The 23776-nt window shown below is 41.6% G+C and carries 24 protein-coding genes; 17 read left to right on the top strand and 7 right to left on the bottom strand.

The features are described from left to right. Nucleotides 1-113: 113 nt before the first annotated feature. Entirely contained in the window at nucleotides 114-290 is a 177-nt protein-coding gene (rmf, locus tag ACYX4M_RS16810) for a ribosome modulation factor (protein WP_039220169.1), read from the top strand. 100 nt (nucleotides 291-390) lie between these two features. Here the strand turns inward: rmf and fabA are convergent, their stop codons facing one another. Further along, on the bottom strand, nucleotides 391-909 hold the full coding sequence (fabA, locus tag ACYX4M_RS16815; RefSeq protein WP_476080977.1) for a bifunctional 3-hydroxydecanoyl-ACP dehydratase/trans-2-decenoyl-ACP isomerase: 519 nt from the start codon (nucleotides 907-909) through the stop codon (nucleotides 391-393). Nucleotides 910-1116: 207 nt separating this feature from the next. Between fabA and ACYX4M_RS16820 the strand changes: the two genes are divergently transcribed. Then, nucleotides 1117-1404: a hypothetical protein gene (locus tag ACYX4M_RS16820; RefSeq protein ID WP_476080978.1), complete on the top strand. Its 288-nt coding sequence runs from the start codon at nucleotides 1117-1119 to the stop codon at nucleotides 1402-1404. Here the strand turns inward: ACYX4M_RS16820 and ACYX4M_RS16825 are convergent. Continuing rightward, nucleotides 1401-2978: a cryptochrome/deoxyribodipyrimidine photo-lyase family protein gene (locus ACYX4M_RS16825; protein ID WP_476080979.1), complete on the bottom strand. Its 1578-nt coding sequence runs from the start codon at nucleotides 2976-2978 to the stop codon at nucleotides 1401-1403. The two genes, ACYX4M_RS16820 and ACYX4M_RS16825, sit on opposite strands and share 4 nt — an antisense overlap. Nucleotides 2979-2990: 12 nt before the next feature. Further along, nucleotides 2991-4298, bottom strand: a complete 1308-nt coding sequence (locus ACYX4M_RS16830) for a DASH family cryptochrome (protein WP_476080980.1) — start codon at nucleotides 4296-4298, stop codon at nucleotides 2991-2993. Between the two features lie 111 nt (nucleotides 4299-4409). Here ACYX4M_RS16830 and ACYX4M_RS16835 point away from each other — a divergent pair, with 111 nt between their 5' ends. The 7 genes from ACYX4M_RS16835 (at nucleotide 4410) to ACYX4M_RS16865 (ending at nucleotide 13336) form a co-directional block, all read left to right on the top strand. Continuing rightward, complete coding sequence (locus ACYX4M_RS16835) at nucleotides 4410-5834, top strand: cryptochrome/photolyase family protein (RefSeq protein ID WP_476080981.1); 1425 nt, start codon at nucleotides 4410-4412, stop codon at nucleotides 5832-5834. A gap of 3 nt (nucleotides 5835-5837) precedes the next feature. Further along, nucleotides 5838-7376 carry a cryptochrome/photolyase family protein gene (locus ACYX4M_RS16840; protein WP_476080982.1) on the top strand — a complete coding sequence of 513 codons (1539 nt, stop codon included), beginning with the start codon at nucleotides 5838-5840 and terminating at the stop codon, nucleotides 7374-7376. Next, nucleotides 7363-7509 carry a DUF2256 domain-containing protein gene (locus tag ACYX4M_RS16845; protein WP_476080983.1) on the top strand — a complete coding sequence of 49 codons (147 nt, stop codon included), beginning with the start codon at nucleotides 7363-7365 and terminating at the stop codon, nucleotides 7507-7509. Before ACYX4M_RS16840 ends, ACYX4M_RS16845 begins: the two co-directional genes overlap by 14 nt. Nucleotides 7510-7536: 27 nt before the next feature. Next, nucleotides 7537-8835, top strand: a complete 1299-nt coding sequence (locus ACYX4M_RS16850; RefSeq protein WP_476080984.1) for a DUF2254 domain-containing protein — start codon at nucleotides 7537-7539, stop codon at nucleotides 8833-8835. An 80-nt stretch (nucleotides 8836-8915) separates the two neighbouring features. Beyond that, nucleotides 8916-9668 carry a sporulation protein gene (locus ACYX4M_RS16855; RefSeq protein ID WP_476080985.1) on the top strand — a complete coding sequence of 251 codons (753 nt, stop codon included), beginning with the start codon at nucleotides 8916-8918 and terminating at the stop codon, nucleotides 9666-9668. 1891 nt (nucleotides 9669-11559) lie between these two features. Continuing rightward, entirely contained in the window at nucleotides 11560-12765 is a 1206-nt protein-coding gene (locus ACYX4M_RS16860) for a tyrosine-type recombinase/integrase (RefSeq protein ID WP_476080986.1), read from the top strand. A 220-nt stretch (nucleotides 12766-12985) separates the two neighbouring features. Beyond that, nucleotides 12986-13336 (top strand): hypothetical protein, encoded by a 351-nt coding sequence (locus ACYX4M_RS16865; RefSeq protein ID WP_476080987.1) that lies wholly within the window; start codon nucleotides 12986-12988, stop codon nucleotides 13334-13336. Nucleotides 13337-13373: 37 nt separating this feature from the next. Here ACYX4M_RS16865 and ACYX4M_RS16870 read toward each other — a convergent pair whose 3' ends face one another. Together ACYX4M_RS16870 and ACYX4M_RS16875 are read right to left on the bottom strand one after the other, a co-directional pair. Then, nucleotides 13374-13730 (bottom strand): diacylglycerol kinase, encoded by a 357-nt coding sequence (locus ACYX4M_RS16870; RefSeq protein WP_474856374.1) that lies wholly within the window; start codon nucleotides 13728-13730, stop codon nucleotides 13374-13376. Nucleotides 13731-13852: 122 nt separating this feature from the next. Next, nucleotides 13853-14275, bottom strand: a complete 423-nt coding sequence (locus tag ACYX4M_RS16875) for a universal stress protein (protein ID WP_476080988.1) — start codon at nucleotides 14273-14275, stop codon at nucleotides 13853-13855. A gap of 176 nt (nucleotides 14276-14451) precedes the next feature. Between ACYX4M_RS16875 and ACYX4M_RS16880 the strand changes: the two genes are divergently transcribed. After that, complete coding sequence (locus ACYX4M_RS16880) at nucleotides 14452-14925, top strand: c-type cytochrome (RefSeq protein ID WP_476080989.1); 474 nt, start codon at nucleotides 14452-14454, stop codon at nucleotides 14923-14925. A gap of 108 nt (nucleotides 14926-15033) precedes the next feature. Here ACYX4M_RS16880 and ACYX4M_RS16885 read toward each other — a convergent pair whose 3' ends face one another. Then, the gene (locus ACYX4M_RS16885; protein WP_476080990.1) at nucleotides 15034-16665 is read right to left on the bottom strand and encodes an FMN-binding glutamate synthase family protein; all 1632 of its coding nucleotides are present in this window, start codon (nucleotides 16663-16665) and stop codon (nucleotides 15034-15036) included. Nucleotides 16666-16996: 331 nt separating this feature from the next. On the opposite strand from ACYX4M_RS16885, the gene ACYX4M_RS16890 reads away from it, so the two are divergent. From ACYX4M_RS16890 to bfr (ACYX4M_RS16900), 3 genes are all read left to right on the top strand, one after another. After that, nucleotides 16997-18568, top strand: a complete 1572-nt coding sequence (locus ACYX4M_RS16890; protein ID WP_476080991.1) for a cation:proton antiporter domain-containing protein — start codon at nucleotides 16997-16999, stop codon at nucleotides 18566-18568. A gap of 135 nt (nucleotides 18569-18703) precedes the next feature. Beyond that, entirely contained in the window at nucleotides 18704-19180 is a 477-nt protein-coding gene (gene bfr, locus ACYX4M_RS16895; RefSeq protein WP_014949586.1) for a bacterioferritin, read from the top strand. Next, entirely contained in the window at nucleotides 19180-19647 is a 468-nt protein-coding gene (bfr, locus tag ACYX4M_RS16900; protein ID WP_014949587.1) for a bacterioferritin, read from the top strand. Before bfr (ACYX4M_RS16895) ends, bfr (ACYX4M_RS16900) begins: the two co-directional genes overlap by 1 nt. Nucleotides 19648-19763: 116 nt before the next feature. On the opposite strand, the gene ACYX4M_RS16905 is transcribed toward bfr (ACYX4M_RS16900), so the two are convergent. Beyond that, complete coding sequence (locus ACYX4M_RS16905) at nucleotides 19764-20243, bottom strand: hypothetical protein (RefSeq protein ID WP_476080992.1); 480 nt, start codon at nucleotides 20241-20243, stop codon at nucleotides 19764-19766. A gap of 229 nt (nucleotides 20244-20472) precedes the next feature. Here ACYX4M_RS16905 and ccoN point away from each other — a divergent pair, with 229 nt between their 5' ends. Genes ccoN through ccoP form a run of 4 tightly spaced genes read left to right on the top strand, consistent with a single transcriptional unit; the run spans nucleotide 20473 to nucleotide 23660 of the window. Further along, nucleotides 20473-21906: a cytochrome-c oxidase, cbb3-type subunit I gene (ccoN, locus tag ACYX4M_RS16910; RefSeq protein WP_014949589.1), complete on the top strand. Its 1434-nt coding sequence runs from the start codon at nucleotides 20473-20475 to the stop codon at nucleotides 21904-21906. A 15-nt stretch (nucleotides 21907-21921) separates the two neighbouring features. After that, nucleotides 21922-22527: a cytochrome-c oxidase, cbb3-type subunit II gene (gene ccoO / locus ACYX4M_RS16915; RefSeq protein ID WP_014949590.1), complete on the top strand. Its 606-nt coding sequence runs from the start codon at nucleotides 21922-21924 to the stop codon at nucleotides 22525-22527. A gap of 1 nt (nucleotide 22528) precedes the next feature. Then, nucleotides 22529-22690, top strand: a complete 162-nt coding sequence (locus ACYX4M_RS16920) for a cbb3-type cytochrome oxidase subunit 3 (protein ID WP_014949591.1) — start codon at nucleotides 22529-22531, stop codon at nucleotides 22688-22690. A gap of 16 nt (nucleotides 22691-22706) precedes the next feature. Then, the gene (gene ccoP, locus ACYX4M_RS16925) at nucleotides 22707-23660 is read left to right on the top strand and encodes a cytochrome-c oxidase, cbb3-type subunit III (protein WP_014949592.1); all 954 of its coding nucleotides are present in this window, start codon (nucleotides 22707-22709) and stop codon (nucleotides 23658-23660) included. Nucleotides 23661-23776: the final 116 nt, after the last annotated feature.

Raw genomic sequence — 23776 nt, forward strand, 5'->3', positions numbered from 1 at the left:
TGCACTATCAAAGTAATGTACGCAATCACTTTTCCGGCACTATCAACCGATATGATGTAGAGCGCTCGAGAAAATGATTTGTTGTACGTCCAACAAACAAAAGAGGCTAATCAATGAAAAGACAAAAAAGAGATAAAATGACTCGCGCCCATTCTAAAGGCTATCAAGCTGGTATTAGCGGTCGTTCGAAGGAAAATTGTCCATTTCAGCAAAACGATGCACGTTCACAGTGGTTAGGTGGATGGCGTGAGGCAGTAGAAGACAGACACTTGGGTTTAAGTGTCAAATAACACTTCTCTTTTATGAACTGATTATGCAAAAAGGAAAGCCCCTGAAAAGGGGCTTTTTTGTGTTTTATCGCTTTAGTATTTAATGTCGATTAAACAGCGATTAAAAATTCGATGTATCTTGGAACAAGCCCACTTTCAAATCTTTCGCGACATAGATTTCTCTACCGTCGACTTCAACCGAGCCATCCGCCATACCCATGAAGAGTTTGCGTTTGATAACGCGCTTCATTGTGATTTTATAGGTTACTTTTTTCGCTGTAGGAAGTATTTGGCCAGTAAACTTAACTTCACCAACACCAAGGGCACGCCCCTTACCCGGGCCACCGCTCCAGCCAAGGAAGAACCCCACAAGCTGCCACATTGCGTCGAGACCCAGGCATCCAGGCATAACTGGGTCGCCAGGAAAATGGCAGTCAAAAAACCACAAATCAGGGGTAATATCTAACTCAGCGATTATTTCGCCTTTACCATACTCACCGCCATCTTCAGTAATTGAAACTACGCGGTCCATCATAAGCATATTTGGTGCTGGTAGCTGACTGTTACCTGGTCCAAACATTTCACCGCGGCTGCACGCTAATAAATCTTCTCTGCTAAAACTACTTTTCTTCTCTGACATTCCCAACTCATTGTTGTTATTAAAGTGACGGGGTTAATTTAGCGAACACTTGTACGCCAAACAACTCTGAACAGTCATTTTTCTGAAGAAAAACGCATGCTAAGATACTTAAAGTTAAATTAACCCGTACATATATCGCCCTAAAAGTGCAATTTATAAACAGCGATTAAACTACGCTTCACAATATCGTATCTTTGTGTGAAAACTATGACAGAACAAACAACAAAAAAAATCAGTAAAAAGAGCCCTGCGGATAGAGCAAAAGCAAATGCTGATAAACAAAAACGCTTTAGAGAGAGACAAAAAGACGCAGGAAAAAAGCTAGTGAGAGGTTATGTTAGCCCAGAAGCAAAAGCATGCTACGACGAAATTCGAGATAAAACCGGCTGGACCGATAGTGAAGCCATGTCTAACGCTATGCGTTTAATGTATGCGGCGTACAAATGCGGTCAAATTAAACTGTTAAATGAGTGGCTAAGGAAGAACAACCGTTAAACTGTCTTTTTAGTCTTTGCTTTTAACCACGCACGGCTTGGGCTATTTTGCATAGTATGACGCCTGACAATACGACGCGCTTCTTTGATTACGTCATCTCGTTCACGATACTCCCATAAACGTTTCGCTGTTATACGGTTATTCTCTGCGATATTGATAATGGGCGTCACGTAATCTTGCTGAAGGTCAAAGCCTAGCATTTGCGCTTCCAATGGCGGTAGGTCGTAGGGCGCATGAACGGCTTCATTAGGTAATTTCGCCAGTTCTGGCACCCACTTTTTAATAAATACGCCATCAGGGTCTAATTTTTGTGACTGTGTTGCAGGGTTATAAAGTCTTACAGTATGAATACCTGTAACACTCGCCTGCATTTGTATTTGTGGATAGTGGATCCCCGGCTCAAAGTCTAAAAACTGTGTTGCAAGGTAATGTGCGGCTTTCAGCCAGTGCACGTTTAAATGGTGGCATAAAAAACTCGTTACCATTGCTCGCATCCGAAAATTAATATAACCAGTATGTTTTAGTGCTCGCATGCATGCGTCTACCAATGGGTATCCAGTGCGGCCAGTCGACCAGCGATAAAAGCGTCGTTCAGCTTCAGGTCCATCTATGAAAGGAAATTTTTCGTATGCGCTATTCATAGGTCGCCACTCGATACTGGCCTCGCTTTCAAATTTCTGAATAAAGTGACAATGCCAGTGTAGTCTGGATGTTAAAGCGGATAGGGCACGACTCCACTGTTTGCGCTCTGCTGTTGGTAACGCTTTCTTTGCTTGTTTTTCTAACTGAACGCTCTGATAGACCTGCTTTATAGAGATATTGCCCCAAGCGAGGTAAGGGCTTAACCGCGAACATGCTCGGCGTGCATATTCAGGCTTTGAAATATACTGGTGATAATACTGACCTCGAGCACTGAAAAAATCTTTTAAAACCTGCCAAGCGCGTTTTTCACCGCCAGGTTGCATTGAAGCACTAGCCGATGTTGCTTCTATTCCGGTTAGTTCAGCTATTTCCGCAATGGACTTCAATGCTTTTGAAATATCTGAATGCTCACGCCAGTTGACCCATTGTGCACCTTTTATATCGAAATCATAAGTAGCAGCTACAAAATGACGTTCCCAGTTTTGCTGCCAATGGGTTCTATTTGGCAAACCACGTAACACTGCACCATACTGATATTCAGAAAATGAAATAGCTTTGTTTTTCAAGTATCTAGAAATACGCTTATCGCGGTTATGCGTAACCAAAAGGCCTATTTCCTGGTAACTCCTAACCGCTGCAATGTTGTAATTTTGAGCAATAAGTTCAAGTGCTTCTGCCACTTCACAATGTAGCGACAAAACACCAGTGTGGGCGGGTAATTGACTGTTGATGTCATCAATACTTTGCTGCATGAAGCGCCAATGACGGACATCCATATGCGGGTCGGCTATGAGCGAGGGCTCCCAACAAAATAGTGGGAGCAATTTTTCACCGGCCTCTACGGCACGATAAAAAGGTTCGTGGTCACGTAAACGAAGATCTCGTTTTAACCAGATAACTGTGACTGTCTCTTTAAATTTGTCTGACGTCATACAGCTAAAGAACTACAGCCATTTATTACGGAATTGGCCTGTAGGGTCGTAAATTTCAGTCTGCTTTTGTAGGTTAAATTGTCTATGTCCGCGAGGGTCGCTTCCCACGCCAGCAAGATAAAGCCAATTTCCCCAGTTGCTACCTACATCGTAATCAACTAATTGGTGTTCAAACCATGCTGCACCGTAGCGCCAGTCTTGTCGAAGTTCGTGCACAAAGCAGCTGGCAACGAGTTGTCTGCCGCGATTCGACATATATCCCGTTTCAGCAAGTTGTCGCATACACGCATCCACAATAGGGTACCCGGTTTTGCCTTCGCACCATTGCGTAAACGTCTCAGTGCAATGTGTAGTGGAAGGTGTTTTGCCCTGAATACCGCTAAAGCGAAACCACCTAGCACCATATTTACACTGTAGCCAGTGGAAAAACTCACGCCACAGTAGTTCGAAATAAATCCAATAGGTGGAGTCATTTTTTTCAACGGTCTCTTCAAAGTGATGAACTTGTCTCATTACTTCTCGCGCAGAAAGTGAACCATTAGCTAACCAAGCTGATAACTTCGTACTATCTTTCCATGTATCTAGTGCATTACGGGTTTCTTTGTAGGATGACGCAGCATGCCAGTTGAATAAATATGTGTGTAGGTGTGAAAGCGCTGCGGTTTCACCACCAATAAACGATGCTTCTGATGGTTCAGGTAAATCGAGATCCAGCGTTAGTAAAAAAGATTTGTCTATCGTCGGTACAAAAGGAGAAGGTAAGCGCTCTATAGTGGGGTTAACCGCGAGTGGTTTGCAGTGTTTCTCTACTTTTCTTCTAAACGGGCTAAAAACGTCGGGCATTTCTTCAATGCTAAATGGAAATGTTTGTGCATCAAATAAACCAAATGTGGAGGTTTCGATAACAGTTAGTGAATCGAAGAAGCGTTTGACGGTGTTTAACTCTGCAGTCTCATCATATCCACAACATTGACTCACACCAAGATGGGTATATTGCCCGGACCTTAAAAGCTCAACCAAACATTCAGCGGCACTACCTTTTACGACAAGCAACTCATGTCCAAATTTTGCTAATTGTTGTTTTAAATCAACCAATGTTTGTAGCAAAAAGATGTGCCTGTGCTTGCCCATTGGAGAGAGACCAAAAGCGTTAGGGGTAAAGTTTTTATCATCCAAAATGTAAACGAATGTGACTTGGCTGACCTCTTTGCATAATGCAGCAATAGCGGCATTATCGTGAAGTCTTAGGTCGTACCTGAACCAGAATAGGCCTCGTTGACAACTATTTTCAAATTGATCGTTAGAATGCTGATTTATCATGCTAATTTAAGTGCTTTTTTTGATGATTACACGGATCCTGAAGCTGCTTAACTTCGTAACATAAAAGATACGAATAATATTTAAATTTGGCGCAACGCCTGAGGAAAAAAAGTGACCGTTCCTGTTAGTATCATGTGGTTCAGACAAGACCTACGCGTAAAAGACAATCCAGCATTAAATGCAGCTTGTGATATGGGAAAAATAGTACCCATTTATATTTATGATGATACAGCCCCTGACGGAAGAGTACCTGGAGGAGCCAGCAAGTGGTGGCTTCACCATTCTCTAGTGTCTCTTAATCAACGCCTCAATGGCCACTTACAAATTTTTAAAGGCGATCCAAAGAATATCATTCCAACGTTAATGGATTCCTTTGGTGCAAAAGCAATTTTTTGGAACCGATGCTACGAGCCTTGGCAAATTAATCGTGACAAAGCGATTAAGCAATCTTTAATTGACAACGATTATGAAGCCCATAGCTGTAACGGCAGCTTACTATGGGAGCCAATGAAAGTATTGAAAAAAGACGGTACACCGTATCGCGTATTTACTCCTTACTACAAGAACGGCTGTTTACAAGCAGAAGAGCCGCGATACCCTAAAGCCCCGCCAGCACGCATAACCTATGCAGATGTAGAAAGTGAAGGTGTTGATTTAGCATCGCTAGACTTACTGCCTACCATCAACTGGGACGAGACCATTTCAAAAGAATGGTCGCCAGGTGAAGACGGTGCTGCGGATAACCTCGCTGACTTTATCGAAAACTCTGCCCGCAAATATAAAGATGGACGAGATATCCCTTCGGCTAAAGGTACATCGCGTTTGTCGCCGCATTTACACTTTGGAGAGGTTTCGCCAAATCAAGTGTGGTATGCAATTAAAGACAAGTTTGGAAATAGTGAAGACAAAAGCATTGAAACCTACTTGAGTGAGTTAGGTTGGCGCGAGTTCAGCTATTATTTGCTGTTCCATTTTCCTACTTTGCCTAATAAGAACTTCAACGAAAAGTTCGATAAGTTTCCTTGGCACACAGATGCGAAAGCGCTTAAAGCGTGGCAAAAGGGAAATACAGGCATTCCTATCGTAGACGCTGGCATGCGCGAACTGTGGCAAACGGGCTACATGCACAATCGAGTTCGCATGATTGTGGGCTCATTTTTAGTGAAAAATCTATTACTTAGTTGGCATGAAGGCGAGCGATGGTTTTGGGATACATTGTTGGATGCTGATCTTGCAAGTAACAGTGCCAGTTGGCAATGGGTAGCGGGTTCTGGCGCCGATGCTGCGCCTTACTTCAGGATATTTAATCCAATACTACAAGGCGAAAAGTTTGATAAAAAGGGCAACTATGTACGTAAGTATTGTCCAGAATTGAATAAGCTATCGGATAAATACATACATAAGCCTTGGGAGGCACCAAGTGCAATATTAAAAGATGCAGGGATTGAACTTGGGAAGGAATACCCAAAGCCAATTGTTGATTTAAAAGCATCGCGTCAACGCGCGCTAGACGCATTCCAGCAGATAAAAGAGTAGGGTATGGCGGCACTTATTTTAGTTCTAGGCGATCAGCTCACCGAGACCTTACCGGCAATTAGCGATGCTGTGAAAAGTAAAGATACCATTCTAATGGCGGAAGTGCGTGAAGAAGCGACCTATGTAAAGCACCACAAAAAGAAAATAGCGTTCTTGTTTAGCGCAATGCGCCATTTTGCTAAACGTTTACGTGATGAAAATTTTAATGTTAACTATGTTCACTATACTGATAGCACTAACAAAGGCGACTTACTTGCCCAAGTGAAGCACGCATTAAGCGAAAAGGATTTTGATGAAGTAAAAGTGACCATGCCTGGTGAGTACCGCTTGCTTAAAAGTATAGAGCAGTGGGAAAATGTGATTGGCACACCTGTTACCATTTGCGAAGACAATCGTTTCTTATCCACCCCCCAAGAGTTTACCGACTGGGCGGAAGGTAAAAAGCAGCTTCGGATGGAGTTTTTCTATCGTGAGATGCGACGCAAGCACAACGTACTTATGGATGGGAAAAATCCTATAGGTGGCAAATGGAATTACGATGCCCAAAATCGTGAATCTATGCCAGAAACTCACAAAGTGCCAAAGCACACCACATTCGATATTGACGATATTACTTCAGATGTTATTGACTTAGTTAAAAGCGAATTCAGCGACCATTTTGGCGATATTGATAGTTTTCACTTCGCGGTAACACGAGAAGATGCGCTCAGCGTTTTAAACACCTTCATAGAAGAAAGGTTACCAAACTTCGGTCAGTATCAAGACGCTATGGTCGAGGGGAAGCCTTGGCTCTATCATTCTCACATCGCGTTCTACCTAAACTGCGGGTTATTGACCCCCCAAGAAGCCATTCAAGCAGCCGAACAAGCGTACCATGCTGGCCAAGTACCTCTTAATTCTGCCGAAGGGTTCATTAGACAGATACTGGGCTGGCGTGAATATGTGAGAGGTTTTTACTGGCACTTTATGCCGAATTTGAAAACTGACAATTATTTCAATAACGCTCGCTCGTTGCCTTCGTTCTTTTGGGATGCGCAAACTAATATGAACTGTATGCGCCAATGTATAAAAGAGACCCAACAAAACGCGTATGCGCATCACATACAGCGGCTGATGGTGATTGGCAACTTCAGCCTGTTAACCGAACTGAGTCCCGAAGAAGTACAAGCGTGGTATTTACTTGTTTACGCTGATGCTTATGAATGGGTTGAACTACCCAACGTTGCTGGCATGATTTTGTATAGCGACGGTGGAAACTTAGCAAGCAAACCCTACGTGGCTAGCGGAAGCTATATCAACAAAATGAGTAACTACTGCAAAAACTGTGGTTATCTGGTTTCAAAGAAAACGGGACCAAAAGCTTGCCCCTTCAACTACTTATACTGGCATTTCATTGATAAGCACAAAGAGAAGTTAAGTAACAATCACCGTATGGCGATGATTTATAAGACTTATGGGCGGATGAAAGAAGAAAATATAGAAACCATGAAACAGGACGCTACAATATTTCTAACAAAGCTGACTAAAAATGAAGAAGTCTGATTTGCCCACCAAAGTCTGCCCAGTCTGTGATAGACCATTTACATGGCGCAAGAAATGGGAAAAAAATTGGGAAAATGTACGCTATTGCTCTAAACGGTGTGCTGGGAACAGAAAAAAGAGCGCGACCTGCTAATTAAAGGATCCATACAAGGAGTGTGTGATGGAAGCACCAATAACCGTAGATAGACTGCGTTTTCTTATCTTCAACGTAAAAGAGAAGCTGTGGGTGAAGCCGCTATGTTTTTGCCTGCTTTCTATTTTAGTTGTATTTCTGGCCAAAGTCGCCGATGGCACTTCGCTTGCCGAACATATTCCTGAAATTAAACCTGACTCTGTTGAAACACTGCTTTCTATAATGGCGTCAAGCATGATGGTTATTGCCACATTTTCAGCAGGGACTATGGTCAACGCCTATGCATCGGCTAGCCAAACGTCAACGCCACGTTCTTTAAGTCTTATCATCTCTGACGATGTATCACAAAATGCGTTATCGGTTTTTATCGGTGCCTTCATCTACAGCGCCGTAGCACTTACTGCAATGACCCAGGCTTTTTTTAATGAAGCCGGACTATTCATTCTGTTTTGCTTGACGAGTTTGGTGTTTGCGATTGTGATTTTAACGTTTATTCGATGGGTAGACAGCGTTGCACGCTTAGGCCGCGTAGGCTCTACTATATTAAAAGTGGAAAAAGCCACGCAACGAGCAATCGAAAAAAGAATAAAAACGCCATGCTTAGGCGCTGTACCGTTAGGTGCAATATCAGACACTAAAATCAAAGAGCAGGGGAGTTACCCTGTTTTTAGTCAGAGAGTAGGGTATATCCAACTGATTGATATCGCGCGAATACAGCGGTGGGCCTGTGAAAACGATGCTTATGTTAATGTGAATATGTTACCGGGGGAATTCGTTACTCCCGATAAGGTACTTGCCTACGTTAATAAAAAAGATGACCTCGATAACATCGAGCAGGCATATACAATATCTGAAGAGCGCTCTTTTGAAGCTGACCCACGCTTTGGCTTTGTAGTATTAGGAGAAATAGGGTCGCGAGCACTTTCACCAGCAGTTAATGACCATGGTACAGCCATTAGCATTATTGGCAGTGTAACTAGACTACTACTGTTATGGAAGACATCACCATCTGCACCAATGGAAGAAAATGTTCAAAAGAGTGAGGAATATCAATACGACCGTGTTTCGGTGCCAGAATTGTCCATTCACGACTTGTTTGATGACGCCTATACCAGTATCAGCCGTGACGGTGCGGCAAATATAGAAGTTGCTATTCACATTCAAAAATCACTTGGTGCTATCATCAATTGTTTTGACAAAGACAGTGAGTTCAAAGCTTCAGCAACAAATTTTGCAAAGCAAAGCTTTCATAGAAGTGAGCAGACTTTGGCATTTTCTGACGATATTGAGAGACTTAAAAAATGTTTTAATCGAAGCTCAGAATAATGAATTTTTACAAAGTGATAGTTGTGTTTTATGTGCCGAACTAATATGTTTAATTATTAGTGAAACGCATGGAGATTCATATGCTTAAGCAACTTTTAGCAAGTGTGGGTATTGGTAAGGCTAAGGTCGACACTCTGTTACTTTCGGACAAGTTACAAGCAGGACAAACATTCGATATCGAAGTTGTTATTCAAGGCGGCGATGTCGAACAGCAGCTTCAAGGGTTAGAATTTGCTGTTATGGCAAGCGCAAAGACTGAGGCTGATTTAGGCGAAAGTGAAGTCGAATACAATAAGAGTGTCGTTCTGCAAAGCTGGCAACAATCCTTCAGTTTATTGATACAACCAGGTGAAACCGTCACTAAACAGTTCACATTGGACCTGCATCCAGAAGTACCGGCAACCTATCTATTTGGTCATCAAATTAGCAAGGTATGGTTACAGACAGGGCTGGATATCAAATCAGGATTAGATGCCAGTGATAAGGATGGCCTGACTATACAGCCGTCTAAAACGCAATTAGCGGTATTGAAATTCATTTCTGATAGCGGATACCGATTATTCAAGTCCGATATAGAATATGGTGGGGTTCACGCACGTGAATTCATGTCACATTTACCTTGTTACCAAGAGTACGAATTCAAGCCAGAATCCCGAAGCTTATTTGGTGCCCGAGAGTTAGAAGTCACTTTTGTAGATAATGGCACTGAAACTGGTGTACTAATTGAAGTCGATCGCGCATTTTTAGGCGATGGCTACAGAAGCACCTCTATACCAAACAGCTGCACAACGACAGAATCAGTTCGTTCCTACATCGAACCGCTTCTTGGATAAAATTGCCCGTAACGTGTCGAATAACGCTACGCCGTTATTCGGCTCTTATGCATTAAGTATCTCAATATAACCATTTAAAATTTCATCTTTTATTACCCAAAAAACACTTAATAAACTCACAAGTATACATTTTAAAAGTATCGACAGGGATATTGTTTCCATCTTACGTTGAACGCTATCTGGCTTTATTAACAATACTCATTTCTAACAATTGATACTTTTATCAAAAAGCTTCATGCAGTTCGTTTAATTCATACTTAATTAAAACAAGGTGTGAATTTGTATTCTGCGAGCATAATATCAATGAAGCAAGTACCGTGAGAAGGCTAAGACTCTTCTAAATACCGCGAATAGAAAATCGCGTTCTACGTGAACGAAATAAAATAATCAGGGTAATCCTGCTGCACATTTTACGTAGCGCACGATGCATTTTATTAAGTCCAAATCAAATCATCTGAGCGGCTTTAAATTAAAAGTACTGGTGTAAGTGAGATGTTCACGCACAAGCCCAAAACAAAACACAGAGCCAACGCAGCAGCCACGCATAAAAGTCTGTAAGTAATCACAGCCAACAAACCAACCAAATAGTGAGACATCATCGCCCTAATCGTCCATATACTTAATTACGCATAATGTATATTATGTTAAATAGAATATGAAACTAGATATAAAGAGGATACGTAGAGCTTCCTTATATTGTTGAGAATTTACCTACTGTTCGTTATTTAATTTTTTAACGGTTTCATTGATATTATGAAAAAGATTTTAATACTCTATAGGTAAGCAATTAAATAAAAGGATCTTTCTTTAACTTGGATTAAAAAAAGAACCTTTGCAGAATCTTGTTCGATATTTATCGTTTTTATAAAAACATCATTAATATGATTTAGCGCTAAATATGTCTTTGACGTTTACCCGATATTTTAAAATTCATTAAAGACACTTGGCTCATATTTAGTGCTTTTAGAAAATTTCTATAATTCGTTCTAGGCCGTTGTGACTTAAAGCGAGAATCTGCATTTGAGACAATGAAGCGACTTTAAGCGTTAATAAGAGCATTGCAAGTGTAATATTAAATAGCTGGATTTAGTGTTTGAGTTAAATTTATGAATACAATTATTTTGAGTTCAATAATGATTTAGTAATTCGCAAAATATAGGTGCGCAATCTAGTCATTGTGTTTTTAGTATTGATGGCAGGTTTTCGTAGAGATTCATTCTATTTAGCACATAATAAATGCCGCGTTAAAAGTAACTGTTAGGTTATGATGAGCACAGTCTAAGAAAATTTGGTCACAAAACCTTATCGCCTCTTCTTCGTTTTAATTCGGTTTCCGAAGAACAAAACAATCGCTAATACAATCATCACCAAAAAGTGGCAAGATGACATTAAGCATATTTTTCCTAACGGCAAAGACCATAGCCTTATCAGTAATTGAGGTATTTTTATGCTTATTTTTCAGGCGCTCCTACGTGAAATCTGATACAGAATTAGGGGTGTTGCCTTGCAGATTTCACGTAGCGCACGATTAAAAAGTGGACGCAAATTGAACAATATTGTCATTTAAACCGCGTTTACGTTACTACAATAAGAGAAGCTTGGTTTTTTATAGTGTTTCCTGGTAAACACTGCGTTTAAAACTGTTTGTTTATACAGTGGTGTGGTAAAGTGTCAAACATTAAGCTGTAATAAAGAGACTAATTAAATTAATCCGTCTCACGGGTTAGTCACTTTAGTTCACGCATGATAATTACAGTTATCATGCGTGAATATCAATATATATCAATACGATACAGTATCTCTAAAAATTTAGCATAATACTCACATACTGTAACTATCGGGTTATTTAATGTCGTTTAAAAAAAACAACTTGCACTCATCTGGGCGAAGAATGTCTGCAAGAAGTGCTAATAACATTTCAAAAGTTGTTACAGAAGACACTGATACACAAACTAATGCCGTTGATTCGACTGCAGTTGGTAATTCAGGTTACTGCTCGAATGAATCCTCTACTAAGCTTTCAGCAAAGACACTGAAGACCCAAGAATCGACGACGCTTTCTTTGACGTCTAATGAACAAAGTTATAGGGGTAACTACCAGCAATACTATCAGGATATTTTCACCAAACTTCCTTACAACACTCAGCGTGCATATATTAGCGACTATAATGAGTTTGCACTTTTTTGTAGGCAGCACGGTTTTGATGGTTTCAAAAACAACTTTCAGCATAATGAGACCTGTATAAAGCATTACGTGGAAGAACTGTGTCGCTCTCCCCTAGCCTACAGAACTATTAAGCGTAGACTATCGGCACTTAGTAAATTTCTCGGTGTCGCAAATTTGCCTAACCCCATTATTCGGTCGGCGTACTTAAGAGACTTTATTCGACTGTCGTTAATTGAAAATAGAAAGTATCGTCTGTCACATAAGCAAGCTGTTCCTCTCACCATAGATATGGTCGAACAGATTAACAACGCAATAATTCCAGATTCATTACTCGAGCTTCGCGATCTGGCTATTATCAATTTAATGTTTGATGCTCTACTACGTGCCGATGAGTTAGTGCGAGTTTGCATTGAAGATATATCAGCTCGTAATAACACTTTACTTGTTGTCTCTTCAAAAAGTGATCAATCCGGCCAGGGTCAATATCGTTATGTATCCTCTAGTACCATTTCTATGGTTCAAGAATATATCAGTGAAGCTAATATCGACCCAAAATCTAAACAACAGCGCCTTACCTCAGATTTACGCGGTCTACACAAAGGGATTTTGTTTAGGCGGCTCACTAACCATAAAACGGCTCTTTTGCCTTTTGACGAAAACATACCAAGCCATAAAGCAAATGTACTTAACTACTCAAGCGTTTATAGAATTTGGCAACGCATTGCTTATCGCGCAGGTATAAGTGAAAACATTACGCCACATAGCGGTCGTGTCGGCGGTGCTGTTTCTCTTGCAGAAGATGGAGCGTCCTTGCCTGAACTTCAGCTAGCTGGAGGTTGGCAATCACCGGAAATGCCTGGCCATTATACAAAACAAGCAAACGTTAAGCGTGGTGGCATGGCTAAGTTGTCGGCGAAGAGAAAAAGATAAAGTGCTATTAAACATAGAAATACAATACAATTGGTTACGCATAACCATCTTCATCAATAATTTTTTTGTCAGATAATCTCTTCCCTACCCTACCAATCTGAATTCGTAAAACGAGCGTATTTATATTACACAGTTAATTTGTTAACGCTTGTTTGTAGTGCAGTTTGCCTACATTGCGTTTAACAAAAATAGGTAGAACACCAAAGTAAAGGAGTTATATATGAGTAGCGGTATTGATACTAAGCATGGAAAATTACTCGCAGAATTGGTCGTTCCTTCCTCTTCATGGAAAGTTCAACCAGAGAAGCAAGACCCTTTTAAGTCACAAGAAGCTGCGATTGATTATTTAAAATCTAACAACGAGCCTTTATATCTTCATGTTCCTCTGGCACAGTCAGGGGATTATGTACGTATTTGTGTTACTTCCCGTGACGACGATGTGGTATTCACTATCAAAGATATCAACAAAGGCGGCGAAACTTCACTGCACTATTCCCATATTAAGAATTTAGATAGCACCATTCGCACCTTAGTTTTGGAGTGTTGTGAACAAAAAATTAAAGCCCTTTAGAAGGGCTTTTTTCTTTGCCAATCGACAAGAATACGCGCTAGAAAAGAATACTAAGCCAAGTGAACACTGCCAATATGAGACTGATGAATACGGCTGCCGAGCCAATATCTTTGGCACGTCCTATTAATAAATGAATGTCAGTGCTCACATGATCACATAGTTTTTCAATAGCCGTGTTGAGTAGCTCTGTGATCAAAACAATGAGTAAAGACATGACCAGCAAGATCCTCTCAATACTGGTTACATCTACACAAAATGCTATGGGGATAAGGATTACAAGTACTAAAACCTCTTGCCTAAAGGCAGCTTCACTCAAAAAAGCTGCGCGAAGCCCTTTCATAGAAAAATAAGTGGCATAAACTACACGTAAGATTCCAGTACGCTTTGTTATCATATAAATTAATTACAAAATGACTTACTGCATGCTAGAACGCTAAACGAATTTCATTACATTTAAATGACGCCATGTATTTTGATTATTAAAGGGTTTCAAAGGTAACCAACCTTATCATTAATTTACACTTTTACGGCTAGTACGTCAGTTTTCACACCATGCAAAACCGCATTTGCTGTTGAGCCTAGCAGTAAACGAAGCCCACTTTGACCATGGGTACCCACCACAATCAGGTCCGCATTAATCTTTTCGGCCATGTGATGAATTTCATCCGCTGGCGAGCCTATTTCTACGTTTATATGGCTGTAAGGTATATCGTGTTTCGCGGCAACATCCTTTAACTGTCTCTCTGCTTGCTCTCTCACCTCTTCGGTAAAGTCTCTTTCTAAAAACAGCCCATAAGGCTCTACGTTAGTTTGTGGATAAGCAACATATAATAAATGAATTTTATGGCTGTTACCTGCAATAGTAATTGCTTTTTCTACCACAAGTTCGTGATCAGAATATACGTCGATGGGTACTAGGACAGTTTCATAGCTCTGCACTTTCGCTCTCCTCAGCATTATTTATGAAGATCATTACAGAATTCAATACACCAATATAGTAGAACCATACAACTATATGTTCTTTGCGCCAAATCAATGTTTAGTCTTCAAACTCGTTCATACTTAATCCCATGCTTATCGCTTTTTACAAACGTTAAACGTGTGGGGGAAATGATATGAAAAAAACGATAATATTCTTAGCAACGCTTTTACTTTTTTCCTGTGAACAAGGGCCAAAGTCGCCACGCGGCTTTAGCCTACCCGAGGGTGACATGGAGCAAGGTTATCAGGTATTTAAAAAGTATCAGTGCCAAGACTGTCATAGAATAGCCGGGGAAAAAGCGCCAGAAGACGCTCAATATTTGGTAGCAAAACCAATTGCACTTGGTGGAAGTAGCGGCCGAATCAAAACATATGCGGAATTAGTTACTAGCATCATCAACCCTTCACACAAGCTCACGCCTCGTCAGCCTGCAAGCTTTACGAGTGAAGATGGAGTTTCATTAATGCGGGTTGTAAATGACGAGTTGACGGTATCTGAACTTATCGATTTAGTTGCATATCTACAGCCCAAGTATAAAGTTACACCCTATAGAACAAGTGACTACCGCTTGTATCAATTACGTATCCCAGAAAGGTCTAACGAGTAGCATCGCAATTTCTAGTTAAACTTGGCCACTAAGCCTTACCTACGATATGCTAACTATCCGTAGAATGGCTTAGTGGCGTACTCCCTCTAGCTTAATCTTAGTTGTGCATTAAGATACGTCCTTTGTTTCTTTTTCTATTTCAGCTAACAAGCTACACGGCATGAAGCTCTGCGCGTTCGCTTCTTTAAAATGTAGTTTAAATCTATCCGGCACCTCATCATTGAGAAAGCTGCCCGTTTTAACCAGCGGGAATATTTCGTCATAACGGGCGACGTTACATTGATCAACCCGTCTAAATATGTGAGTACGATTTAATTCACTCGTTTTAATATGGCCCGTTGACGAGAGGATATCCATCAGCGCATGAATTGTCTTTTTATGAAAACGGTAGACTCGCTCATACTTATCTTCTACGTTTAAACCTTTTGCTAACTTAGGGTCTTGGGTCGCCACACCGGTGGGGCATTTATTTGTATTACAAGATAACGATTGCACACAACCAAGTGCCAACATCATTCCCCTAGCGCTGTTGCACAGATCTGCTCCCAAGCTCAGGTTTTTAGCCAACTGAAAAGCGGTAATGATTTTACCCGATGCAATTATTTTGATTTTGTCGCGCAGGCCAAAACCCGTCAGGCAATCGTCCACAAAAGCTAGTGCTTCACGAAGTGGAAATCCAATAGAATTGGTGTATTCGAGTGGTGCCGCTCCTGTGCCGCCTTCGCCGCCATCAACCGTTATAAAGTCTGGCGTAATCTCCTTTTCAACCATGGCCTTACACATAGCAATAAACTCACTTTTTCGGCCAAGAGCAAGTTTAATTCCAACCGGTTTAGACCCACTTAATTCTCGTAACTGGCTTATAAAATCAATCATTTCTAACGGCGTTGAAAAAGCTTTGTGTCTAGGTGGAGAATCAACTTGAGTGCCAGGCTCAACGCCACGAATTTCCGCTATTTCGGGCGTGTTTTTATACGCTGGAAGAATACCGCCGTGCCCGGGCTTAGCTCCTTGGCTTAGCTTTATCTCTATCATTTTCACGTTGTCGAGTTTAGCTTTTTCTTCAAAAAGAACAGGATCGAAACCGCCATCTTTGCTTCTACAACCAAAGTATCCCGTACCAATTTGCCAAACGATATCGCCACCGTTTTCGAGGTGATATGGGGTTAACCCCCCCTCACCTGTGTTATGGTAAAACCCGCCTTTTGCGGCACCTTTATTTAGCGCCAAAATGGCATTTTTTGACAAGCTTCCAAAGCTCATTGCGCTTATGTTAAGTATGCTTGCACGATACGGCTTTTTGCAGTGAGGACCACCTACCGTCACTCGGGGATCTTCATCCATGTCTTCCACTTCGCGAGCAGATAAAGAATGGCCAATCCACTCATAGCCATCTTTATAAGTATCAAGTTGTGTACCGAAAGGGACTGTTTCTCTACTGTTTTTCGCACGTTGATAAACAATCGAACGAAACATGCGGGAAATAGGTGCTCCGCCAGTATCGGTTTCTATGATGTATTGCTGGATGTAGGGTCTTAGTCCCTCGACGGTCCACCTCACTCTGCCAATTAATGGAAAGTTCCGTAAAATAGCATGCTTGGTTTGGAAGGCATCGTATAGACCAAAAATGAGTAGCGTAACTGATAAAAGTAAAAACCACCACACCGGTGCCCATAGCAAGCCAATTACCACATTAAAAGCGACCAGTAAGGTGAGTATGGTTAAAATAGTTAAACGCATTAAGAGTCCTTCTTTAATTCGGCCATATTTAAGCTAGATAATATGCCTATAACCCTGTTCAATACACTGCAAACCAAAAACTAGATTCACTTTAAAGGTAAGCAACTGTTTTAACTTTTAAATTTTTACAGCCAGTTCTCCGATGTTATAGGTTATGCGTAACGATACCTATGCTATACGATACTTTTTTAGCTGCGAAAACAAGTCATTACATGCTAGTCTACATGCATTAAATTAGTGAGTTTATCTACTATTTGTAAATAGTGGGTTATAGATAATGTGACCTGTTAAGGGTAACGGATTTTACGTTCAACATTTTGAAAGGTAATTCATGGAGTATGCATTTCTTCTTTTCGCATTTATATGTGGCTTATCGGTAAAACTTATTGGCATTCCTCCTCTTGTTGGCTATTTGGTAGCAGGTTTTTTATTAAACTTTGCAGGTTACACACTCACTGATGATTTAACCCAAATAGCCAACTTAGGCATTACCATTATGCTCTTCACCATTGGTTTAAAACTCAACATCCGTGATCTAAGTCGTCGGGAAGTTTGGGCGGGAAGTGTTTCACATACCTTGATATGGGTGGGCGTTATTACCTGTTGTGTTTATGCAATAGGTGCGGTTGCCGCCAATTCCGTTAACGGACTTACTTGGAAAAGCGCTGCGCTTATCGCTTTTGCGCTTAGCTTCAGTAGCACAGTGTGTGTAGTTAAAGTATTAGAAGAAAGTGGCGAAAGTAAAACGCGCCACGGCCGCCTAGCTATTGGCATTTTAGTCATGCAGGACGTTTTTGCTGTCATCTTTCTTGTAGCAGCTACAGGAAAGCTTCCTTCGGTTTGGGCACTGGCGCTACTTGCGTTGTTCCCTGCAATGCCTATTATCAACAAAATGATTAATAAATCAGGCCACGGTGAATTGCTTCCGCTTACCGGTTTTATTCTCGCGCTCGGTGGTTATCATTTGTTTGAGCTGGTTAATATTAAAGGCGATTTAGGTGCACTCATCTTTGGTATTATGCTAGCGCAACACGAGAAAGCGTCTGAACTTGCTAAGTCACTACTTAGCTTTAAAGATCTTTTCCTCATTGGTTTCTTCCTTACCATCGGTCTTACCGCCCTTCCCGATCTCAGTATGATTGTCCTAGCTATCGTGTTCTGCTTATTTATACCGTTAAAAGCAGCACTCTTTTTCTGCTTATTTACGTCACTTCGCCTTCGCGGTCGCACGGCTTACTTGAGCAGCTTGGTGCTTTCAAATTACAGTGAATTTGGGCTTATTGTTGGCGCGCTAGCCGTTTCATTAGGTTTATTGGCAAACTCTTGGTTAGTGGTCATTGCGTTAGCCGTCTCTATTTCATTCGTTATTACCAGCGTGCTCTATCGCAATTCTCATTCTCAATATCACAATCATAAACACACCATTAAACGTTTTGAGAAAAACGAACGCTTGAAAGAAGACATCTATCCCACTCTACACAACGCGGAATTTTTAGTGTTAGGGATGGGACGTGTTGGTCGGGGGGCCTTCAATGCGCTATCTAAATTAAGTGATGTGAGCGTATGGGGAATGGACGCCGACCGAGTAAAAGTAAAAGAGTTATCAGACGAAGGCTTAAATGTAATATGCGGCGACGGTGAAGACGTCGATTTGTGGGATAATTTAGATATCAAACAGATTCAGCTTGTTTTGCTTGCTCTGCCTTCTATCCAGGACTCAATAAACATCACACGTCAGCTTAAAAACGCGGGCTATGTTGGAAAAGTCGCAGCCATTGCACGCTATGAGGATGAAGTGTCACATTTATTAGAAAATGGTGTAGATAAAGTCTTCAACTTCTTTACCGAAGCAGGGCTTGGTTTTGCTGAAGAAAGTCTTGCTTATGCGCATGCACAACAGTAATGCTGTTCTAAATGCGAACAATGGATGAATTGAGAAACGTTATCGTTTGTAAACAACTGTTTTACAAAGACTTTTTTTGACATGCTGTCAAATTTAGACTAAACTTCACGCAAATACGTTAATAGGGTTTACACAATGCAAGGTGATAAACAAGTTGTTGCAAAATTGAACGAAGTACTGACAAGTGAACTTACTTCGATAAATCAATACTTTCTGCACGCTCGTATGTTCAAAAACTGGGGTTTTTCTGAACTTAACGAAAAGAATTATAAAAAGTCTATCAAGGACATGAAGCAAGCGGACGATCTTATCGAGCGCATATTATTCCTTGAGGGCCTTCCTAATCTTCAAGCACTAGGTAAGCTTTACATCGGCGAGGATACCGTTGAAATGCTGTCGTGTGATGCGCGTTTTCAAAAGGAACAGCTTCCACTACTTCGTGAAGCAATCGCGCTGTGTGAAGAGAAACAGGATTATGTGTCTCGTGATTTGCTAGAAGATCTCCTTGAATACGAAGAAGAGCACCTAGACTGGATTGAAACGCAAGAATACCAAATTGATGCGATGGGTATAGAAAACTACCTACAAGCGCAAGTAATGGGAGATGACTAATGAAAGGTAACCAAGCAATCATTAATGGCTTAAACGAACTACTCTCTTATGAGTTAGCTGCCATGGATCAGTATTTCATTCACTCTCAAATGTATCTAGATTGGGGGTTGAACAAGCTATACGAACGTATCGACCACGAATTTGATGATGAGCGTGGACATGCAACTAAGCTTATTGAACGCATGCTGTTTTTAGAAGGTACGCCTGACATGACGAAGCGTACAGGCTTCAAAGTGGGTAAAGATGTACCTGAGATGCTAGAAAGCGATTTGCGTGTTGAATATGAAGTTGATGCAAAGTTACGTGAAGTTATTGCGCTTTGTGAAACCGAGAAAGACTATGTTACTCGTGACATGCTAATTGTACTACTAGACGATACAGAGATGGATCACGCACACTGGCTAGAGCAGCAGCTAGGTCTTATCAAGCGACTTGGTATTCAAAACTACCTTCAATCTCAAATGTAAGAAAAAGCGTTTACGCTACAGTTTACAGCTTATGATTAAAAGGCCGCACTTTAAAAGAGCGGCCTTTTTTGTTTACTCTCCCTTCATTAAAGAGAGTCTTATTACATTTTAAACAGTTACTGCTGCGTAATAAAATACAAATAACTGGGACTTTCTTTATCTTTAATATTTAGACGTAGCTGCCATTTCATAACCGGCTCACTACAGCTTCCTAACATAAACCAACCTGACCATTTTCCTTCCCCGTCGTTATCTAACAGCACGGGAATTTTGCCCATATACATGTTTACCCCTTCAATCCATGCACTTTCTATTTCCTCTCCCTCAGGAACTAAGAGCTTAACCGTTACTGACTCTTCGGCTTCAGGCATGGCTGAAAAAGTGGCAATTGCTAATCTGTCATCAATTAAGAATTCGCAAGTTTCATTGACAAAGTTGCAGCTATTTCCTATTCCATTAACTACATTTGTATCTTTTAATGTCGATGATTGGAATTTATGAGCAAGGTACACGCATACGGCTACGACGATAATGGCCACTAGCGGAAGCTGAGAATGTAAAATTTTTGATCGTTTATTGTTATCGTTATTTAGCATTTCTTAAATTTTGTGTATTTCTTCATTGACGGAGATCAAGCTTAGGTAGTTTATGGTATCTTTTTGTAATTAAAAACCTTATCATCCGCGTACCAACTGGCTTGGAGACAATAATTATTACTCTTTCCGAGCTCGGTGTGAAGCGTTATTCCTTAGCTGATACACGTCTCGACCGTACTATTCCGGCAGTTGGAGACCATAGTTCATTTGAAGTGGAAGATTCATTAAAATGAGTGAAATAAGCCAAGCACAACCTGACTACAATTATAAAGTAGTTAGGCAATTTACCATCATGACCATAGTCTGGGGTATCATTGGTATGGGCCTAGGGGTATTTATTGCCGCGCAGTTATTTGCACCTATGCTTAACTTTGACACACCATGGCTAACATTCTCACGTTTGCGTCCGTTGCACACTAACGCCGTTATTTTTGCCTTCGGCGGCTGTGCGCTATTTGCAACGTCGTACTACATCGTTCAGCGTACCTGCCAGGTAAGACTGTTCAGTGACAAACTTGCCGCATTTACCTTTTGGGGTTGGCAAGCCGTTATCGTTTTAGCTGTTATCACCCTGCCTATGGGTTTAACCAGCTCAAAAGAATACGCTGAACTAGAATGGCCAATTGATATCCTTTTGGCACTGGTTTGGGTCGCTTATATCATTAACTTCTTCGGAACCCTAGTAATCCGTAAAGTTTCGCACATTTACGTTGCAAACTGGTTCTTAGGCGCGTTCATGTTAACTGTTGCAATTCTTCATATTGGTAACAGCATGGCTATTCCGGTATCTTTCACTAAATCGTATTCACTGTATGCAGGCGCGGTAGACGCTATGATGCAGTGGTGGTACGGCCATAACGCGGTAGGCTTTTTCCTAACTGCGGGCTTCCTTGGTATGATGTACTACTTCGTACCTAAGCAAGCTGGTCGCCCGGTTTATTCATACAGACTTTCAATTGTTCACTTCTGGGCACTTATCTCTCTGTATATCTGGGCTGGTCCTCACCACCTTCACTACACTGCCCTACCAGACTGGACTCAGTCACTAGGTATGGTGATGTCTATTATCCTATTCGTTCCATCTTGGGGTGGTATGATTAACGGTATTATGACGCTATCTGGCGCGTGGCATAAACTTCGCACCGACCCAGTATTGCGTTTCCTTATTGTTTCATTGTCTTTCTACGGTATGTCTACCTTCGAAGGCCCAATGATGGCAATCAAGACCGTTAATGCACTGTCTCACTACACTGACTGGACAATTGGTCACGTACACTCTGGAGCTCTAGGTTGGGTTGCAATGGTTTCAATTGGTTCAATTTACCACTTAATTCCAGTGCTATTCGGTCAGCGCGCTATGTATAGCACCAAGCTAGTTAACGTACACTTCTGGTTCGCAACTATCGGTGTTGTTCTATACATCGTAGCAATGTGGATGTCTGGTGTACTACAAGGTCTAATGTGGCGTGCGGTAAATGCTGACGGTACGTTAACCTATAGCTTTGTTGAGTCATTAGAAGCGTCTAAGCCTTTCTATGTGGTTCGTTTCATTGGTGGTTGTTTCGTGGTAGCGGGTATGCTTGTTATGGCATACAACACATGGAAAACCGTTCGTGCACCTAAAGGCAGTATCGCTGCAGACCCAGCGACTCAGCCGGCGTAGTAAAGGAGACGAATAATGAAAAACGCACATGAGTTAATTGAAAAGAACGTCGGTCTGTTAACGGTATTAATCCTTATCGCTATCAGCTTCGGTGCCATGGTTCAAATTACGCCGTTGATGTTTCAACAGCAAACCATGGAACCGGTAACAGGCTTACGTCCATATACCGCGCTTGAGCTTGAAGGCCGTGATATCTACATCCGTGAAGGTTGTGTAGGTTGTCACAGCCAGATGATCCGTCCATTCCGCGCTGAAACAGAGCGTTATGGTCACTACAGCGTTGCTGGCGAATCAGTATGGGAACACCCTTTCCTTTGGGGTTCTAAGCGTACTGGTCCTGACCTAGCACGTGTTGGTGGTCGTTACAGCGACGAATGGCACCGAGTTCACCTGCTTAATCCTCGTAACGTGGTACCAGAGTCGAACATGCCAGGTTTCCCTTGGCTTGCGGAAAACACGCTTAATGGCGAATTAACAGCTGAAAAAATGGAAGTGTTCCGTGGATTTGGCGTTCCGTATACCGACGAAGATATTGCGGGTGCGAAAGCGGCAGTACAGGGTAAAACGGAAATGCAAGCCCTTATTGCTTATCTACAATCTCTTGGCACACATTTGAAATAATATGGACCAGGGAATTGTAGGCAGCATTTTTACTGTCATCGTCTTTGTAAGCTTCATCGGTGTTGTGTGGTGGGCGTTTAGCAGCCGCAACAAGAAAAAATTCGATGAAGCTGCAAACCTAGTGTTTGCAGACGAAGAAAAAGAAAAATCAAAAGAAGATTAGCAGGAGTCTCGAACTCATGAGTATGTTTTGGACAATTTGGATTTCAGTGATAACCCTAGGGTTAATCATTGGTTGCTACTTCCTTCTTCGCTGGTGCCTTTCTAACAAGACTGGCGTCGCTGAAGGTGAGTCAATGGGCCACGAATTTGATGGTATTGAGGAGTTGAACAACCAACTTCCTCGTTGGTGGACAATTATGTTCTACATGACCATCGTTTGGGGCTTTTTATACCTAGCGCTTTATCCTGGCCTAGGTGCGTATGAAGGTATTTTGGGTTGGAAGAGCTCTAACCAAAATATTCAATCGCTAGAAGAGTCAGCTCAGGCGCGTATTGACGCTAAAGAGCAAGGCTACCTAGTAGAATATGATCGTGAACTAGATTTTGCTGCCGAGAAGTTCGATCCGATCTTCGAAGCGTATGCACAAGTTCCTGTTGAAGAACTGGCTAAAGACCCAGAAGCAAATAAAGTAGGTCAGCGTTTGTTCCTACAAAATTGCTCTCAGTGTCACGGTTCTGATGCACGTGGTCAAAATGGCGGCTTCCCTAACCTAACGGACAACGACTGGTTGTACGGTGGTTCAGGTGCGAAAATCGTTGAAACTCTTACGCTTGGTCGTAAAGCCGCTATGCCAGCATGGCTAGATGCTATGGGTGAAGACGGTATCGAAGAAGTGGTTAACTACGTACTTAGTTTAAGCGGTCGCGATGTGGACCCTCAGCTTGCTGAAGCAGGTAAAGCACGTTTCGCAGCGTGTGCTGCGTGTCACGGCATGGACGGTAAAGGTAACCAAGCACTTGGTGCACCAAACCTTACTGACAATATCTGGCTATACGGCGGCAGCCACAGAGCGGTAACAGAAACGCTTACTTACGGTCGTAACGGTGTCATGCCTTCATTCAAGAAAACCTTGGGTGATGACAAAATTCACGTTGTTGCAGCGTATGTATACAGCCTTTCAAATGATTAATGATTTAAATCATTAAATATCTTAAAAAGCCTCGTTACTACGGGGCTTTTTTTATGAGAAAATACAGCCATATAGAGAGTGCTGTATGAACAACCTTTGTATACATTTAGTATGTC

Source organism: Alteromonas sp. ABV4_150 (genome assembly GCF_056311745.1).